The 17,804-nt window shown below is 73.5% G+C and carries 12 protein-coding genes; 6 read left to right on the top strand and 6 right to left on the bottom strand.

Features of this window, described 5'->3' with window-relative positions:
- Positions 1–3,170, bottom strand: a 3,170-nt coding sequence (locus ETD96_RS22405) for a DEAD/DEAH box helicase (protein ID WP_205719402.1), incomplete at its 3' end; no start/stop codon positions are given.
- 119 nt (positions 3,171–3,289) lie between these two features.
- Between ETD96_RS22405 and ETD96_RS22400 the strand changes: the two genes are divergently transcribed.
- Together ETD96_RS22400 and ETD96_RS22395 are read left to right on the top strand one after the other, a co-directional pair.
- Entirely contained in the window at positions 3,290–4,567 is a 1,278-nt protein-coding gene (locus ETD96_RS22400; RefSeq protein WP_138638434.1) for an alpha/beta hydrolase, read from the top strand.
- A 10-nt stretch (positions 4,568–4,577) separates the two neighbouring features.
- Entirely contained in the window at positions 4,578–4,772 is a 195-nt protein-coding gene (locus tag ETD96_RS22395) for a DUF3046 domain-containing protein (protein ID WP_138638433.1), read from the top strand.
- Positions 4,773–4,778: 6 nt separating this feature from the next.
- Here the strand turns inward: ETD96_RS22395 and ETD96_RS22390 are convergent, their stop codons facing one another.
- Positions 4,779–5,648 (bottom strand): ATP-grasp domain-containing protein, encoded by an 870-nt coding sequence (locus ETD96_RS22390; RefSeq protein WP_138638432.1) that lies wholly within the window; start codon positions 5,646–5,648, stop codon positions 4,779–4,781.
- 243 nt (positions 5,649–5,891) lie between these two features.
- Between ETD96_RS22390 and recA the strand changes: the two genes are divergently transcribed.
- Complete coding sequence (gene recA / locus ETD96_RS22385) at positions 5,892–7,004, top strand: recombinase RecA (protein WP_138638431.1); 1,113 nt, start codon at positions 5,892–5,894, stop codon at positions 7,002–7,004.
- Positions 7,005–7,158: 154 nt separating this feature from the next.
- Positions 7,159–7,698 (top strand): recombination regulator RecX, encoded by a 540-nt coding sequence (recX, locus tag ETD96_RS22380; protein ID WP_138638430.1) that lies wholly within the window; start codon positions 7,159–7,161, stop codon positions 7,696–7,698.
- A 9-nt stretch (positions 7,699–7,707) separates the two neighbouring features.
- On the opposite strand, the gene ETD96_RS22375 is transcribed toward recX, so the two are convergent.
- From ETD96_RS22375 to ETD96_RS22365, 3 genes are read right to left on the bottom strand one after another with little or no spacing between them, the layout of a single operon-like run.
- Positions 7,708–8,748 (bottom strand): ABC transporter ATP-binding protein, encoded by a 1,041-nt coding sequence (locus ETD96_RS22375; RefSeq protein WP_138638429.1) that lies wholly within the window; start codon positions 8,746–8,748, stop codon positions 7,708–7,710.
- Complete coding sequence (locus ETD96_RS22370; protein ID WP_138638428.1) at positions 8,745–10,256, bottom strand: ABC transporter permease; 1,512 nt, start codon at positions 10,254–10,256, stop codon at positions 8,745–8,747. Before ETD96_RS22370 ends, ETD96_RS22375 begins: the two co-directional genes overlap by 4 nt.
- Positions 10,257–10,261: 5 nt before the next feature.
- The gene (locus tag ETD96_RS22365; protein ID WP_240808022.1) at positions 10,262–11,236 is read right to left on the bottom strand and encodes an extracellular solute-binding protein; all 975 of its coding nucleotides are present in this window, start codon (positions 11,234–11,236) and stop codon (positions 10,262–10,264) included.
- 106 nt (positions 11,237–11,342) lie between these two features.
- Here ETD96_RS22365 and ETD96_RS22360 point away from each other — a divergent pair, with 106 nt between their 5' ends.
- Both ETD96_RS22360 and rny read left to right on the top strand, forming a co-directional pair.
- Positions 11,343–13,871, top strand: coding sequence for an AMP-binding protein (locus ETD96_RS22360; RefSeq protein ID WP_205719401.1), 2,529 nt, complete (start codon positions 11,343–11,345; stop codon positions 13,869–13,871).
- Between the two features lie 303 nt (positions 13,872–14,174).
- A complete protein-coding gene (gene rny / locus ETD96_RS22355) occupies positions 14,175–15,746 on the top strand; it encodes a ribonuclease Y (protein ID WP_138638425.1) in 1,572 nt (523 codons plus the stop codon).
- Between the two features lie 37 nt (positions 15,747–15,783).
- On the opposite strand, the gene ETD96_RS22350 is transcribed toward rny, so the two are convergent.
- Complete coding sequence (locus ETD96_RS22350; RefSeq protein ID WP_138638435.1) at positions 15,784–17,796, bottom strand: prolyl oligopeptidase family serine peptidase; 2,013 nt, start codon at positions 17,794–17,796, stop codon at positions 15,784–15,786.
- Positions 17,797–17,804: the final 8 nt, after the last annotated feature.

Genomic DNA, 17,804 nt, shown 5'->3' with positions numbered 1-17,804 from the left:
GGAGATGTGTATAAGACACAGCGCGCGTACCGCGACACCAGGTCGCCGAGCGGGTCGTCCACCGGTTCGAGGAACGCCTCCGGGACGCCCACCGGCAGCGGCGCGCCGAGCGCGTCGCGCAGCCGCCCGGCGTCCTCGATCGCGGCCCAGTGCTCCTCGCCCGCGATCCGCACCCGGATCGCCCGCCGCGTGCCCTCCAGCTCCACCAGCCATCCCGCCGCCTCCGAAGCGGCGGGCGGCGGCGACTCCGGACCGTCCGGCGGGTCGGCGGGGACGAGCGCGCCAGAATCGTCCACCGCGAGCGCGCCGTCGCCGGTGTCCGGGCGCCCGCTCGCGGTGGAGAGTATGCGGTCGGCGACCTCCGCCGTGGTGAGCGGGCCGAGGGCCCGGAGCAGGTCGGCGACGCCCTCCAGGTCGCGGGCGCGGCGGTCGGGCGCGAGGCGCTGGAGTTCGCGCTCGGTGTCGGCGACCGCGTCCGGGTCGAGCAGCTCGCGCAGGTCGGCCTGGCCGAGGAGCTCGGCGAGCAGCGCCGAGTCGAGCGCGAGGGCCTGGGCGCGGCGCTCGGCGAGCGGGGAGTCGCCCTCGTACATGAACGCGCCGACGTAGTGGAACAGCAGGGAGCGGGCGTAGGGCGACGGCTCGGGCGTCTCCACCTCGACCATGCGGACCTTGCGTCCCGACAGGTCGCGCATGAGCTGCACCAGGCCCGGGACGTCGAACACGTCCTGCAGGCACTCGCGCATCGTCTCCAGCACGATCGGGAACGACGGGTACTTGCTCGCGACGGCGAGCAGCTGCGCGGCGCGCTGGCGCTGCTGCCAGAGCGGCATGCGCTTGTCGGGACGGCGGCGGGGCAGCAGCAGCGAGCGGGCCGCGCACTCGCGGAACCGCGCCGCGAACAGCGCCGAGCCGCCCAGCTCGTCGACGACGACGCGCTCCACGTCGTCGGCGTCGAAGACGGCGAGGTCGAGGCTGGGCGGCTCGTCCATGTCGGGGATGCGGATGACGATGCCGTCGTCGGCGTGCATGGCCTGGGCGTCGACGCCGTACCGCTCGCGCAGGCGGCCCGCCATGGCGAGCGCCCAGGGCGCGTGCACACGCGCGCCCAGCGGGGAGTGGACGACCATCCGCCAGTCGCCGAGCTCGTCGCGGAACCGCTCGACGACCATGGTCCGGTCGTCGGGGACGTGCCCGGTGGCCTCGCGCTGCTCGCCCAGGTAGGAGACGAGGTTGGCGGACGCCCACGCGTCCAGCCCGGCGGCGGACGCGCGCTCCCGCGCCCGCTCGGCGGGCAGGCCGGCCAGCTCGCGGGTGAACGCGCCGAGCGCGCGGCCCAGCTCGGCGGGGCGGCCGAGGGTGTCGCCGTGCCAGAACGGCAGCTTGCCGGGCTGGCCGGGCGCGGGCGAGACGAGCACCCGGTCGGGGGTGATGTCCTCGATGCGCCACGAGCTGGCGCCGAGGACGAACACGTCGCCGACGCGGGACTCGTAGACCATCTCCTCGTCCAGCTCGCCCACCCGGGAGGACTTCTCGCCGACGAGGAACACCCCGAACAGGCCGCGGTCGGGGATCGTCCCGCCGCTGGTCACGGCGAGGCGCTGCGCGCCGGGGCGGTCGCGGAGGAGGCCGGTGACGCGGTCCCAGACGAGGCGGGGGCGCAGCTCGCCGAACTCGTCGCTGGGGTAACGGCCGGCGAGCATGTCCAGGCACGCCTCCAGCGCCGAGCGCGGGAGCGTCGCGTAGGGCGCGGCGCGCTTCACCAGCGATTCGAGGTCGTCGACGGCCCACTCGTCCATGGAGACCATCGCGACGATCTGCTGCGCGAGGACGTCGAGGGGGTTGCGCGGGTAGCGCAGCTCCTCGATCTCGCCGCCGCGCATGCGCTCGGCCACCACCGTCGTCTGGACGAGGTCGCCCCGGTACTTGGGGAAGATGACGCCCTTGGACACGGCGCCGACCTGGTGGCCCGCGCGCCCGACCCGCTGGAGGCCGTTGGCCACCGACGGCGGCGACTCCACCTGGACGACCAGGTCGACGGCGCCCATGTCGATGCCCAGCTCCAGGCTGGACGTCGCCACGACCGCCGGGAGGCGCCCCTCCTTCAGCGCGTTCTCGATGCCGGCCCGCTCCTCCTTGGACACCGAGCCGTGGTGCGCCCTGGCGATCTCCATGGGCGCGCCCCTGGCGGCGCCCGCCTGCGCCATCGTGGCGGCGGGGGAGTGGTCTTCGGGCAGGGGCTCGCCCGTCGCGCGCTCGTAGGCGAGTTCGTTCAGCCGTCCGCAGAGCCGTTCGGCCAGCCGCCGCGAGTTCGCGAACACCAGCGTCGAGCGGTGGGCCTGGATGAGGTCGAGGAGGCGGTCCTCGACGTGGGGCCAGATGCTGCGCTGGCGGGGGTCGGCCGCACCGGCGTCGTCCACGAACTGGCCGACCTCGCCCATGTCCTCCACGGGGACGACGATGTCGAGGTCGAACACCTTCTCCGACGGCGGCTGCACGACCGCCGCCGGCCGGGGCCCGCCGAGGAACGCCGCCACCTCGCCGGCGGGGCGGACGGTCGCCGACAGGCCGATCCGCTGCGCGGGCCGTTCGAGCAGCGCGTCGAGGCGTTCGAGGGACAGCGCCAGGTGCGCGCCGCGCTTGGTGCCCGCCACGGCGTGCACCTCGTCGACGATGACGGTCTCGACGCCGCGCAGCGACTCGCGCGCCCGCGAGGTGAGGATCAGGAACAGCGACTCCGGCGTGGTGATCAGGATGTCCGGCGGTTTCACGGCGAGCCGGCGGCGCTCGTCGGCCGGGGTGTCGCCGGACCGCATCCCCACCCGGACGCCCGGCTCCGGCAGGTCGAGCCGCCGCGCCGCGTGCCGGATGCCCGTCAGCGGGGCGCGCAGGTTGCGCTCGACGTCGACCGCGAGGGCCTTCAGCGGCGACACGTACAGGACGCGGCAGCGCCGCAGCGGGTCGTCGGGGACGGGCTCGGTGGCGAGCCGGTCGAGGGACCACAGGAACGCCGCCAGGGTCTTGCCGGACCCCGTCGGCGCCACGACCAGCGTGTTGTCGCCGCCCGCGATCGACGCCCACGCCCCGGCCTGCGCGGGCGTGGGCGCGGCGAACGCCCCGGAGAACCAGGCGCGGGTCGCCGGGGAGAAGCGTTCGAGCACGTCACCGCCCATGGCGCCATCCTGCCTCGCGGGTCCGACAGAACGCGCGGGAGTGGTGGGCGTCACATTGTAAGCAAGCGCTTGTACGGGCATGGTCTACCGGTAGGACGCACACCCCAAGGGAGTCCGCGATGCCCTACGTCCTGCTCGCCCTCGGGATCCTCTTCGCGTTGACCGCGGTCAACGCGCACGCTCCCCGGCGCGGCGGCCTGCTTCTCGTGCCGGGCTTCTTCTTCGGCTGGCTGACGATCGAGATGGCGCCCCATGTGCTCGTCACGTGGGCCATCGCCACCTCTCTCGTGGCCGGGTTCGGAGGGCTGGACGGCTGGGCCGGCTGGACGGGCCTCGTCCTGGCGCTCGCCGGAATGGCGGGTGTCGCGGCCACCATCGCGGCGTCCCGCCGTACGGTCGTCACCCTGCGGGAGTGCGGTACACCGCTCGACCTGGACCCTGAAGGCGCGCCCCGCTTCCCGCTGGCGCCGCTCTTCGTCCCGCCGCTGTGCCTGATCCCGCGCAAGGGCGTGCGCGTCGACCGCAACGTCCTGTACCGAGAGGAAGGGCGGCTCCGCCTCAAGCTGGACGTGTACCGCCCCGTGGCCGACGCCGCCGATGGTGTGCTGCGTCCGGGCCTCATGCAGATCCACGGCGGTGCATGGGTCATCGGAGACAAACGCGAGCAGGGCCTGCCGCTGCTCAACCACATGGCCTTGCAGGGGTGGGTCGGCTTCAACGTCAACTACCGGCTCAGCCCGCGCGCCACCTGGCCGGAGCATCTGATCGACCTGAAGCACTTCCTCGCCTGGTACAAGGAGCACGCAGAGGAGTACGGGGCCGACCCCGACTTCCTCTGCGTGACCGGAGGATCGGCCGGCGGGCACCTCACCGCGCTGGTGGCGCTGACCGCGAACGAGCCCGAATTCCAGCCGGGCTTCGAGGACGTCGACACGAGCGTGCAGGGCGCCGTCCCGTTCTACGGCGTCTACAACCTCGTCGAGGCGGGGCCCTGGCCCGCCCCCATGGGGTCCAATCGCATCATGGAGAAGATGGTCATCAAGAGGCCCTTCGCCGAGAACCGCGAGGTGTACGCCAACGCGTCCCCCGTCACGCACATCAGCGAGGACGCGCCGCCCTTCTTCGTCATCCACGGGAGCCGCGACTCGCTCATCCCCGTGGCGGAGGCCCGGCGATTCGTCGAACGGCTCAGAGAAGTCTCCGCGTCACCCGTCGTCTACGCCGAGATGCAGGGCGCCCAGCACGCCTTCGACGTCTTCCCCTCCTACCGGACGGCCCGCGTCATCGAGGGCGTCGAGCGCTACCTGACCGGCCTGCACCGCCAGTACCGGCAGGGCACCGGACCGGACGTCCCCGACGAGGTCGCGCGGTCCTTGGGGGAGCCCTCCGTCGGATAGCGTGGAGGGCGTGCGGCTCACAGTGTTCTGGGATCGGATGAACCAGCAGTTCGGCGAAAGCTATGCCCAGAGCGTGGCCAAGGACTACGTCATGGCGGAACTGGGCGGCCGCACCATCGAGCAGGCCCTCGCCGACGGCGAATCGGCCAAGCGGGTGTGGCAGGCCGTCGTCGCCACCTTCGACGTCCCCTCGACCCTCCGCTAGGGGAGGTCAGTCCGGGACGGGCAGGTGGGCGTAGAGGTCCATCGCGTCCACGGACGACGGCAGATCGCTGACCTGGCCGTCGCCGACCTCCACGACGCGCCAGGCGCCGTCCGTCCGGCGGGCCACATCCGTGGTGATGAACCGGCAGCCCAGGGCGCGGACGGCCGGAGCCACGGCGGTCAGGTCGGGATCGAGTTCCACACCGGGGCTGTCAGGGTGCGGCCCCACCAGCGCGGGCTCGCCGTCCACCCACCACACGCGCGCCTCGCCGGCGCCGTCGTACTCCTCGAACTCGCGGACGACGAGACCGCCCGCCAGATGGTCGTCCCTCAGCGCGACCATCTTGGAGGCGATGTCGTGCAGCCGGGGCAGGTTCTTCACGTCCGGGACGAAGCACGCCTCCTCCCACTCGTGCTTGCACGACTTCACGTAGTCCTTGACGATGCCCGGCCCGCTCCGCAGCGGCCGGACCAGCTCGGCCAGCTCGCTGGGATCGCCCGGATCCTGGCCGGTGCCCAGGGGGCGCCACACGCTGTTCGGGGTCAGCCCGGCGAACGTCTCGTGCCAGCCCGGCAGCTCATGAGCGCGCCTATAGTCGTCCGGGTGCGTGAGCAACACCGTGCCGCGCTGTTTCAGGGCGGCGGCCATCGCGGCGTACTCGTCCGCCGACAGCATCCAGCCGCGGTACCAGACCGGGCCCAGGCCGGCGGGCACGGCGCCGATCGCGTCCTCCACGTCCCCGCGCCGCAGCGCGTCGTGGTCGATCAGGGCCGTCTCGCCGTAGTGGTCCCGGACGGCCTCGGCCTCGCGGGAGAAGTGGGGGTCAACGCGCCGGGGATGGAGCGGATCGACGCAGAAGAGGACGGTCAGCGTCATGATTGGAACCCTCCGTGGACGGCGCCAGCGTACGGGGTCGGGACCATGGAACGCACGGCGATTCCCGTCCAAATCGCCATACCGGACGATGATCGAACGGATGTTCGGTAGGCTGGTCCCGGCACGCGGCGTCGTCCACAATCGCGCCGGGCGCTCGAAAGTGTCGGTGGCCCGCCGTAACGTCGCCCTCGACATCGCAAGCAGCGGCCGAGAGCCGACAGTCACGACGAGAAGGACATCTCAATGGCAGCGAACGACCGGGAGAAGGCTCTCGAGACCGCACTCGCCCAGATCGAGCGGCAGTTCGGCAAGGGGTCGGTCATGCGGATGGGCGAGGAGGCCCGGGCGCCCGTCGAGGTGATCCCCACCGGCGCGATCGCCCTCGACATCGCGCTCGGCATCGGCGGCCTGCCGCGCGGCCGCGTCGTCGAGGTGTACGGCCCCGAGGGCTCCGGCAAGACCACCGTGGCGCTGCACGCCGTGGCGAGCGTCCAGAAGAAGGGCGGCATCGCCGCGTTCGTCGACGCCGAGCACGCGCTCGACCCCGAGTACGCCGCCAAGCTCGGCGTCGACATCGACGCCCTGCTGGTCTCCCAGCCCGACACCGGCGAGCAGGCCCTGGAGATCACCGACATGCTGATCCGCTCCGGCGCGATCGACATCGTCGTCATCGACTCCGTCGCCGCGCTCGTCCCCCGCGCCGAGATCGAGGGCGAGATGGGCGACAGCCACGTCGGCCTCCAGGCCCGCCTCATGTCGCAGGCGCTGCGCAAGCTCACCGGCGCGATCAACCAGACCAAGACCACCGCCATCTTCATCAACCAGCTCCGCGAGAAGGTCGGCGTCATGTTCGGCTCGCCCGAGACGACCACCGGCGGCCGGGCGCTGAAGTTCTACGCCTCGGTCCGGCTGGACGTCCGCCGCATCGAGACCCTGAAGGACGGCACCGAGGCCGTCGGCAACCGCGTCCGCGTCAAGGTCGTCAAGAACAAGATGGCCCCGCCGTTCCGCGTCGCCGACTTCGACCTGCTCTACGGCCAGGGCATCAGCCGCGAGGGCGGCCTGATCGACCTCGGCGTGGAGCACGGCTTCGTCCGCAAGTCCGGCGCCTGGTACACCTACGACGGCGACCAGCTCGGCCAGGGCAAGGAGAACGCCCGCAACTTCCTCAAGGCCAACCCCGACCTGGCGGACGGCATCGAGAAGAAGATCAAGGAGAAGCTGGGCATCGGCCCCAAGGTCGACAAGGAGGCCGCGCCCGCGGCGGCCCCGGACGCCGCCCCGGCCCCTGCGCCCGCGGTCAAGACCACCGCCGCGAAGAAGACCGCGAAGGCCGCCAAGACGGGTGATTCCTGACAAGGAATCCCGTGATATGGGTGACTCTTGACGAAGAGTAAGCGATGATCTCCTATGCAGGGCGGCGGCGCCTTACCGGGCACCGCAGGACCGGTGCCCGGACCTTCCCCGATGGCGCCGCCGCTCCCACGGCGGTCACCGAGCGCGGCGGCCGATGAGCCCGGCCCCGCGCGCCACCGGGGGCGGCGACCCGGAGGCCAGGGCGCGCGAGGTGTGCCTGCGCCTCCTCTCGGCGTCGCCGCGCACCCGCGCCCAGCTCGCCGACGCCCTCCGCCGCAAGGACGTCCCCGACGACGTCGCCGACCGGGTCCTCGCGCGCTTCACCGACGTCGGCCTGATCGACGACGAGGCGTTCGCGCAGGCCTGGGTCCAGTCCCGCCACAGCGGCCGCGGCCTGGCCAAGCGCGCCCTGGCCGCCGAACTCCGCCGGCGCGGCGTCGCCGACGACACCGTCAACGAGGCCGTCGAGACCCTCGACCCGGCCCAGGAGGAGGAGACCGCTCGCGCCCTGGTCGTCCGCAGGCTGCCCGCCACCCGCGGCGCCGACCCCGCCAAGCGCATGCGCCGCCTCGTCGGCATGCTCGCCCGCAAGGGCTATCCGCCCGGCCTCTCCTACCGCGTGGTGAGAGAGGCCCTCACCGACGAGGGCACCGACCCCGACACCGTCCCCGCCCCGCCCGACCCCATCGACTGACGGCCGGGGTCAGGAGGGGGTGGAGTGGAAGGTGGCCTCGCCGGTGAGGCGGAGGCCGGTGGAGTCGCCGGGGCGCAGCTGTACGTGGCCGTCGACCCGGATGTCGACGGGGGCCGCGAGGCCCTCGACCGAAACGGTGACCATGGCGTCGTGCCCGTAGTAGCGGACGTCGGTCACCGTCCCGCCCGGGGCGGTCCCGCCGGCCTCGGTGAGCCGCAGCTGCTCGGGGCGCAGGATCACCGTGCCGTCGCCGGCGGCCCCGGCGGGCGTGCTCAGCGCGACCGTGCCGAGGGCGGTCGTGGCGGTGCCGTTAGAGGCGGTGCCCGGCAGGAGCACGGCGTCGCCGACGAAGCCCGCCACCCACGGGCTCGCGGGCCGGCCGTACACCTCCTGCGGGGTACCGCACTGGGCGACGCGCCCGGCGTGGACGACCGCGACGAGGTCGGCGGTGGACAGGGCCTCCTGCTGATCGTGGGTGACGAGGAGGGCGGTGGCGCCGATGGTGCGCAGGGCGGCGCGGACGTCGGCGCGTATCCCGGCGCGCAGCGCGCTGTCCAGCGCGTTGAACGGCTCGTCGAGCAGGACCAGCGCGGGCTCCGGGGCCAGGGCCCGGGCCAGCGCTACCCGCTGCTGCTGGCCGCCGGACAGCTCGTGCGGCATCCGGCGGCCGTACCCGGCGAGGCCCACCAGTTCGAGCATCTCCTCGGTGCGCCGGTGCCGCGCGGCGCGGTCGGTCACGCCGAAGGCGACGTTGCGGGCCACGCTCAGGTGCGGGAACAGCGCGCCCTCCTGGGGCACGATGCCGATGCGGCGGCGCTCCGGCGGGACGTGCGTCCCGGTGGCGGTGAGGGCGCGTCCGCCCACGGTGACGGTGCCCGCGTCGGCGCGCAGGAAGCCCGCCACGATCCGGAGCAGGGTGGTCTTCCCGCAGCCGGACGGGCCGAGGACGGCGGCCAGTGAGCCGCCGGGGACGGTGAGGTCGAGCCCGTCCAGGACGGCTCCCTCGGGGCCGTACGCCTTGGTCAGGCCTTCGATTCGCAACTCGCTCACGGGCGCTGTCTTCCGAGGAGGTAGGAGGGGACGGCCGCGAGCAGGATCAGCGCGGCCGCGTACGGGGCGGCGGCGGAGTAGGAGGCGGTGCCCGTCTCCGTCCAGAGCCGGGTGGCGAGGGTGTCCATGCCGGTGGGGCGCAGCAGCAGGGTCGCGGGCAGTTCCTTCATGCAGATCACGAAGGTCAGCGCCGCGCCCGCCGCGATGCCGGGGGCCGCCAGCGGTACGGTCACCGCCCTGAGCACGCGCAGCGGGCCGCGGCCGAGCGAGCGGGCGACGTCCTCCAGGACGGGCGGGGACTGCAGCACGGCGGCGCGGGTGGCGGCGACCGCGACCGGCAGGAACAGCACCGCGTAGGCGCAGACCAGCAGCGGCAGCTCCTGGTAGATCGGGGTGGCGTAGCGGACGGCGAAGAAGACCAGGGCCAGGGCGACGGTGATGCCGGGCAGCGCGTGCCCGGCGTAGGCGGCCTGCTCGATCAGCTCGGCGGCCCGCCCCCGGTGGCGGGCGGCGAGCACCCCGACGGGCAGGGCGAGCGCGGTGGTGAGCGCGGCGCCCGCCCCCGCCACGGCGAGGGTGACGCCCGCGGTGCTCAGCAGCCCGGCGGGATCCCAGCCGGCGCGGTTCCCGGTCACCAGCCAGTAGACGAGCGTCCCCAGCGGGAACGCGACGGCGGCCGCGGCCACGGCGCCGCACCAGGCCAGGGCGGGCGCCGCCGCCCGGCCGAGCGGGACCGGAACGGACGGCCGGGCGGTTCCGCCGCCGGTCCGGGCGTGCCTGCGCCGCCCGCGGGTCCGGGTCTCCAGGGCGACGACGCCGATGGTCAGCACGACGAGGACCGCGCTCAGCGCGGCGGCCGGGGTGCGGTCGAAGCTGGCCTGGTAGGAGGTGTAGATGCCGCGGGTGAACGTGTCGTACCGCATCAGCGACACCGCGCCGAAGTCGGACAGGACGTACAGCGCGACGAGCAGCCCGCCGCCGGCCGCGGCCGGACGGAGCTGGGGGAGGGTGACGCGGCGGAACGTCCGCACCGGGCCCGCGCCGAGGGACCGGGACGTCTCCTCTTGCGCGGGGTCGATGCCGCGCAGCGCGGCGGCGACCGGGAGGAGGACGTAGGGGTAGCTGACCAGGGTCAGCGACACCGCGGACCCGGTGAATCCGGACATGCCCGGCACCGCGGACAGCCAGGCGAAGGCGGCCACGTAGCTGGGCACGGCCAGCGGGAGGGTGGCGAGCACCGCCCAGGCGCGGGCGCCGGGCAGCGCGGTGCGCACGGTGAGCCAGGCCAGCGAGATTCCGAGGACGAGGCAGGCGGTCACCACGACGGCGGCCAGCGCCAGGCTGCGGACGAGGAGCAGCCCGGTGCCCTCGGTGGTGATCACCGACCAGGCGAAGCCGGGGCCCCGCTCCAGCGCCCGCACGGCCAGGTAGCCGAGGGGCAGCAGGGCGAGGGCCCCGGCCAGGCACGCCGGAGCGAGCAGGATCCGGGGGGCGCGAGCCGCGGTCATGCGGGTCAGACCATCCCCGCTTCGCGCAGCATCGCCAGCGTCCGCTGCAGCGAATCGAGTTCGCCGAGGTCGATCCGGGGGGCCTTCAGCGAGTCCAGGGGAGGCAGGCCGGGGACGGTGCTGGTGACGCCGGCGGCCAGCGGGTACTCCTTGGTCTCGTCGCTGAAGTAGGTCTGCGCCTCGGGCGACAGCAGGTAGTCGACGGCCTTGAGCGCCGCCGCCCGGTGCGCGGCGCCCTTGAGGACGCCGACGCCCGCGACGTTGATCAGGGCGCCGGGGTCGCCGCCGGGCAGGTAGTGCAGCTTGGCGGTGACGCCGCCCGCGCCCTTCTCGGCGACCTTCTCGTACCAGTAGTAGTGGTTGATGAGGCCGAGGGCGGCCTGCCCGGAGTTCACCGCGTCCAGCACGGCGATGTTGTTGTCGTAGGCCTTGACGCCGTTGGCCTTCAGGCCCTTCAGCCAGGCGAGCGTGGCCTCGTCGCCGTCCAGGACGCGCATGCCGGTGACGAACGCCTGGAAGGACGCGTTGGTCGGCGCGTAGGCGATCTTGCCCTTCCATTCCGGCTTGACGAGGTCGCGCACGGTGTCGGGTGCCTTGGCGACCTGCCCGGGGTGGTAGGCCAGCACGCGGACGCGGCCGGAGACGCCGATCCAGTCGCCGGCGCCGCCGCGGAACTGCGCGGCGACCTTGTCGAGGGACGCCTGGGGCAGTTTCTCCATGCGGCCGGCCTTGGCCAGGGCGCCGAGCGCGCCGGCGTCCTGGGACAGGAACAGGTCGGCCTTGGTCTTGTCGCCCTCCTCCAGGAGCTGGGCGGACAGCTCGGCGCTGGAGCCGTAGCGCACCTCGACGTCGGTGCCGACGGCCTTCTCCAGCTTCTCCAGCAGCGGCTTCACGAGGCCCTCGTTGCGACCGGAGTAGACGACCAGGCCGGCCTCGCTCCCGAGGCCGCATGCGGCGAGTGGCAATACGAGAGCCGTCATGGCCAGAGTGGACGTGAGACGGCGCAGGGGGTTTCGCATGGCTTCCTCGGGATGCGGGTCGGTGAGCGATTTGGCAGAGAGCTTAGCCTTACCTAATATACGCCGCGTGATCACCCCCCACGCGGTGCCGCCCCCGGACGTCCCGTTCGCCGGCGGACTCGCGGTTCACGCGGAGCGGACGGCGCTCATCACCTCCGGCGCCGCCGTGACCTACCGCGAACTCGCGGACCGGGTCGCGGCCGCCGCCCGCCGGCTCGGCCCCGGACGGCGGCTCGTCCTGCTCGCGGGCGCCAACACGGTCGACGCCCTCGCCGTCTACCTGGCGGCGCTCGCGTCCGGGCATCCCGTCCTGCTGGCGCCGCACGACCGGCCCGACTCCCTGCGGTCCCTGACCGCCGCCTACGACCCGGACGTCGTGGCCCTCCCGGACGGGACGCTCGACGAGCGGCGCGAGGGCTCCGCGCACACCCTGCACCCCGACCTCGCGCTGCTGCTCAGCACGTCCGGCTCGACGGGGTCGCCGAAACTCGTCCGGCTGTCGCACGAGAACCTGCGGTCGAACGCGGAGTCCATCGCCGCCTACCTGGACATCCGCCCCGGCGACCGCGCCGCCACGACCCTGCCGATGCACTACTGCTACGGCCTGTCGGTCATCAACAGCCATCTGCTGCGCGGCGCGGGGCTCGTCCTCACCGACCTGTCGGTGGCCGACGACAACTTCTGGGAACTGTTCCGCGCCGCGCGGGGCACCGCGCTGGCGGGCGTCCCCTACACCTTCGAGCTGCTGGACCGGGTGGGTTTCGCCGACATGCGGCTGCCGTCGCTGCGGTACGTCACCCAGGCGGGCGGGCGGATGCCGGCCGACCGGGTGGCGCGCTACGCGGCGCTCGGCAGGCGGCGCGGCTGGGACCTGGTCGTCATGTACGGCCAGACCGAGGCGACGGCCCGCATGGCCTACCTGCCTCCCGAACTCGCCTCGGCCCACCCGGAGGCGATCGGTGTTCCGATCCCCGGCGGGTCCTTCCGGCTGGAGCCGCTGCCGGACGGTTCCGCACCCGGCACCGGCGAACTGGTGTACACGGGCCCGAACGTCATGCTCGGCTACGCCGGCGGCCCCGCCGACCTGGCCCTCGGCCGTACCGTCGATGAGCTGCGCACCGGCGATGTGGCGCGGCGGCTGCCGGACGGGCTGTACGAGATCGTGGGGCGCCGCGGCCGGTTCGTGAAGCCGTACGGCCTGCGCGTCGACCTGCAGCGCGTCGAGGAGATGCTCGCCGGGCACGGCCTGACCGCGTGCTGCGCCGGCGACGACACGGGCCTGGTCGTGGCCGTGGCGGGCGGCGATGCCGGCGCCCGGAGCGTCCGGCGGCTGGTGGCGGCCGAATGCGGCCTGCCGGCCAGGGCGGTCAGCGCGCACGTCCTGCCCGAGATCCCCCGGCTGGCCACCGGCAAGCCCGACCTTCAGGCCGTGCTGGGGCTGGGCCGTGCCGAGCCGGCGGCCGGCCCGGACCTGTGCCGCCTGTACGCCCGGATCCTGGACCGCCCCGACGTCACCGAGGACGACAGCTTCGTCGGTCTCGGCGGCGATTCGCTGTCCTACGTGGAGATGTCGCTGAAGCTGGAGGAGGCCCTCGGCGCACTGCCCGCCGACTGGCACACCCGGCGCATCCGCGACCTGCGGCGCCCGGCCCGGCGCGCCCGGCTGCGGACGCTGGAGACGGGCATCGTGCTGCGCGCCGCCGCGATCGTGCTCATCGTCGGGTCGCACATCGGCGTGTTCACGGTCCGGGGCGGGGCGCACGTGCTGCTCGCGGTGGCGGGCTTCAACTTCGCCCGGTTCCACCTCACCGCCGCCGGGGCGGGGAGGCGCCGCGCGGACCTGCTGGCGGCGCTGGCGCGGATCGCCGTGCCGAGCGTCGTCTGGATCGGCCTGGCGGCGCTCCTCACCGCCGACTACCACCTGGCCGACGCGCTGCTGCTGAAGAGCGCGACCGGTAACGACAGCAACTACTGGTTCATCGAGGTGATCGTCTACATCCTGGCCGCCATGGCGGCGTTGCTGAGCGTCCCGGCCCTGGACCGGGCGGAGCGGCGCGCCCCCTTCGGGTTCCCGCTCGGCCTCCTGGCGGCCGCGCTGCTCCTGCGGTACGACCTCGGCGGCCGCACGGACCTGCCGGACGCGATCACCGCCTGCTGGCTGTTCCCGCTCGGCTGGGCCGCCGCGAGGGTGTCCGGCCCGGCGCAGCGGCTGCTGGTGTCCGCGGTGGTGCTGGCCACCGTCCCCGGCTACTTCGGCTCGGGTGCGTCCCTGCGGACGGTCGTCGTCATCGCCGGCGTGCTCCTGCTGATCTGGATCCCGAAGCTGCCGAGCGCGGCCTGGCTCAACCGGCTCACCGGCCTGCTGGCCGCCGGATCGCTCTACATCTACCTGGTCCACTGGCAGATCTACCCGCTGCTGGAGGACCGCTCGGAGGTGCTGGCCCTGCTCGCCTCCCTCGCGGGCGGCGTCGCCTACGCCGCCGTCGCCACCAGGGCCGTCCGCCGCGCGGGCGGGTGGGCCGCCGCTGTGCGGCCGGGCCCGGCGGCGGGGATTGGCCAGGTCCGGACGGGCGCGGGGAGTCAGGAGGGGTGGTAAGGGAGGAGTCACGCTGACGTTCGGTTAGTCCGGAATGCCCCTCGTTTGCTTGCTCATTACCTCCATGCCGCTTACCGTTACGGCAGTGAGGAGTTACTCCGCGTCTCGCGGATTGCCATACGACCGAGCACGTTCCAGCAGCTGAGAGGCATACAGGACACGTTCGTCGACCGGATACGGCCGAGTCATCGGGGGTGCGCCGCGTGCGGCCCGGTGACGTCGTGCGTCCGTGCGCGCGAGTAAATCCTCGCTAGGCAGGGTCCCGAAGTCCGGACGGGCCCGCGGCGAGGAAGGATCTGCCTCATGGAGAGCGTCCTGCTGGGTGCAGCGCTGCTGGTGACCCTGGTCGCTCTCGTGATCGCGATCCTGTGGCGGCCCGGGATGCCCGGCAGAGCCGCGGCGGAGATCGCCCGTGCGCAGAGCGAGGCCGACGAGATCCGGTCGAAGGCCGAGCTGGACGCGCGCGACGCCCTGGAGCAGGCCGAGCGCGACACGCAGCGGCTCACCGCCGACGCCCGCGCGGAGGCCGAGCAGGAGGGCCGCGCGATCAAGGACGACCTGCGGGCCGTCCGGGAGGATCTGGAGCGCCGGGAGGCCCGGCTCGCCGAGCGCGAGCAGCGGCTGGACGCCGAGATGCGCCGCCTGGAGGAGTGGCAGGCGCGGCTCGCCGAGGCCCGGCAGGCGCTCGACGCCCGCAAGGAGGAGCTGGCCGGCGTCGCCGAGGAGCGCCGCAAGGTGCTGGAGCAGGCCGCCGGTCTCACCGCCGGGCAGGCCAAGGCCGAGCTCGTCGCGGCGATCGAGAACCAGGCCAAGCGGGAGTCCATCCCGATCGTCCGCGAGATCGAGAACACGGCGCGGACCGAGGGCGAGAAGCGCGCCCGCAAGATCGTGACACTGGCGATCCAGCGGGTCGCGAGCGAGCAGACGGCGGAGTCGGTCGTGTCGGTGCTGCACCTGCCGAGCGACGAGATGAAGGGCCGCATCATCGGCCGGGAGGGCCGCAACATCCGGGCGTTCGAGACGACGACCGGGGTGAACCTCATCATCGACGACACGCCCGAGGCGGTGCTGCTGAGCTGCTTCGACCCCGTGCGCCGCGAGGTCGGGCGGCTGACGCTGGAGAAGCTGGTGCTGGACGGGCGCATCCACCCGCAGCGCATCGAGGAGATCTACGAGCGCAGCCGGAGCGACGTGGAGCAGCTGTGCGTCCGGGCCGGCGAGGACGCCCTGGTGGAGGTCGGCATCGCCGACATGCACCCGGAGCTGATCGCGCTGCTCGGCCAGCTGCGGTACCGCACGTCCTACGGGCAGAACGTGCTGAAGCACCTGATCGAGTCCGCGCACATCGCCGGGGTCATGGCGAGCGAGCTGCGCCTCCCGGTGGAGATCGCGAAGCGGTGCACGCTGCTGCACGACATCGGCAAGGCGCTCACCCACGAGGTGGAGGGCAGCCACGCGCTGATCGGCGCCGAGATCGCGCGCCGGTACGGCGAGCACGAGGACGTCGTCCACGCGATCGAGGCCCACCACAACGAGGTCGAGGTCCGGACGGTGGAGGCCGTGCTGACCCAGGCCGCGGACGCGGTGAGCGGCAGCCGCCCGGGTGCGCGCCGGGAGTCGCTGGAGGCCTACGTCAAGCGCCTGGAGCGGCTGGAGCAGATCGCCCGCGAGAAGCACGAGGGCGTGGAGAAGGTCTTCGCGATGCAGGCCGGCCGCGAGATCCGCGTGATGGTCAAGCCGGACACCGTCGACGACATCCAGGCGCAGGTCATCGCCCGCGACATCGCCAAGCAGGTCGAGGACGAGCTGACCTACCCGGGCCAGATCCGCGTCACCGTGGTCCGCGAGTCCCGCGCCATCGAATTCGCCCGCTGACCTGCTCGGCGTCCAGCCCTGCATCGTGCCCTGACGGTCAGCCCACGGTGAGGTTGATGGGCTCCACGCCGCGGGGCTCGAAGCCGAGGGTCTGCCCGTAGAAGGCCAGCTCCGCCTCCAGGCTGCGGATGACCGTGGCGGCCTTCCGGAAGCCGTGGGACTCGCCCTCGAACGTGAGGTAGGCGTGCGGCGTCTTCTTGTCGCGCAGCGCCAGCGCGAACCGCTCGGACTGGTCCGGCGGCACCACCGGGTCGCTGAGGCCCTGCAGGAGCAGGACGGGACAGGCGGTCTTCTCGGCGTGCCCGAGCGGTGAGCGCTCCTCGTAGGCGCGCTCGAAGCCGGGCAGGGGGCCGATGAGGCCGAACAGGTAGTGCGACTCGAAGTCGTGGGTGGCCTCGGCGAAGCTCTGCAGGTCGCTGATGCCGTAGTAGGACGTCGCGGCCTTGAACACGTCGGTCTGCGTGATCGCGGCCAGCGTCGTCCAGCCGCCCGCGGAGCCGCCCCGGATGGCGAGACGTGCCGGGTCGGCTATTCCGCCGTCTACGAGCGCCTGGGCGGCGGCTATGGCGTCCTCTACGTCGACCACGCCCCACTGGCGGCGCAGCCGTTCGCGGTAGGCGCGGCCGTAGCCGCTGGAGCCGCCGTAGTTGACGTCGACGACGCCGATGCCGCGGCTGGTGAAGTAGGCCCGCTCCAGGTCGAGCACCTTGGAGACCCGGCCGGTGGGGCCGCCGTGCACGAACACGACGTACGGCGGCAGCTCGCCCTCGGGCGCGGCGGCCTCCGGGTTGGTCGGCGGGAACACGTAGGCGTGGACGGGACGCCCGAACGGCCCTTCGAGGCGCTCGGCGCGCGGCCTGGACAGGTACGCGACGTCCGGCAGTTCGGCCAGCTCGCGGCGCAGCCCCTCGACGCGCCCGGTCGTGGTGTCGACGCGGACGACGGACGGCGGCAGGTCGGGGCCGCCGGCGATGCCGACGATCGTCGTCCCGTCCGCGGACAGCTCCGTCGCCCAGTGCTCGTAGGGGACCTCCAGGTCGACGAGGTCGAGCGTCTCCGGGTCGTAGACGCCGAGGCGCATGTCGCCCTCCCCGTGCAGGACGGCGAGGCGCCCGTCGCCGAGCAGCGCGTACGGCATGCCGCCGAGCTGCCACAGCGGGGCGGCGAACTCCTCCTCGGCCGGGTAGAGGGCCTGCGGGGACTCGCCGTGCAGGCCGACCTGGTAGATGTTCCACCAGCCGGGCCAGTCGGAGATGACGTACAGGGACTCGTCGTCGCGCCACAGCGGCGCGAGGGCCGACTCCTTGAGCCCGCCCTTGACGGTGCGGGGCGCGACCGTACGGCCGTCCTCCAGCGCCGCCACGCGCACCTCAGTGCCGTCCCAGGGCATGCGGGGGTGGTTCCACTGCACCCATGCGAGGTGCCCGCCGCCCGGGGACGGGACGGGGTTGGCGTAGAACTGCGCCCCGGTGACCAGCTCGCGGATGGCGCCGGCGTCGCCGGCGGCGCGGCCGTCCAGCGGCACGGCGACGATGGCCCGCCTGATCCCCGTGGTGCCGGGCTCCTCCGCCGGCGGCGCCGGGGCCTCCGCGCCCTCGGCGGCGGGCTCGGGCGCCGCCTCCGCCGGCGCGGCGATGTGGCCCTCGCACACGCACCAGATCTCCGTCCGGTCCGGGGACAGCACGAAGTCGGCGTAGCGCAGCCCCGCCGGGACGGCCGGCTCGGGCGTCAGCGGGTAGGGCTTGGGGTCGCCCTCGTCGAGCCGGTGGAGCCGCTGGTCGTCGTAGTTGGCGAAGACGATCGACCAGCCCTCCCCGGTGCGGACGGGCAGGTACGACCGGCCCCCGTACTCGTGGACGCGGGTACGGGCGTTCCACGGGGCCTGCAGCAGCTCCGTGCGGTGACCGCCCTTGAGATGGATGACCGTGGTCCGTCCGTCCTCCTCGGGGCGGGTCTCCTGCCACCAGACGTCATCGCCCGCGACGGTGGGGAAACTGAGGCGCAGCCGGGCGCGGGCGACATCGGCCGCGGAGCTGGGTGAGTGCCACAAAAGGACCC

Source organism: Actinomadura geliboluensis (genome assembly GCF_005889745.1).
GTDB classification, from domain to species: Bacteria; Actinomycetota; Actinomycetes; order Streptosporangiales; family Streptosporangiaceae; genus Spirillospora; species Spirillospora geliboluensis.
This window is presented reverse-complemented; position numbering and strand designations above follow the sequence as displayed.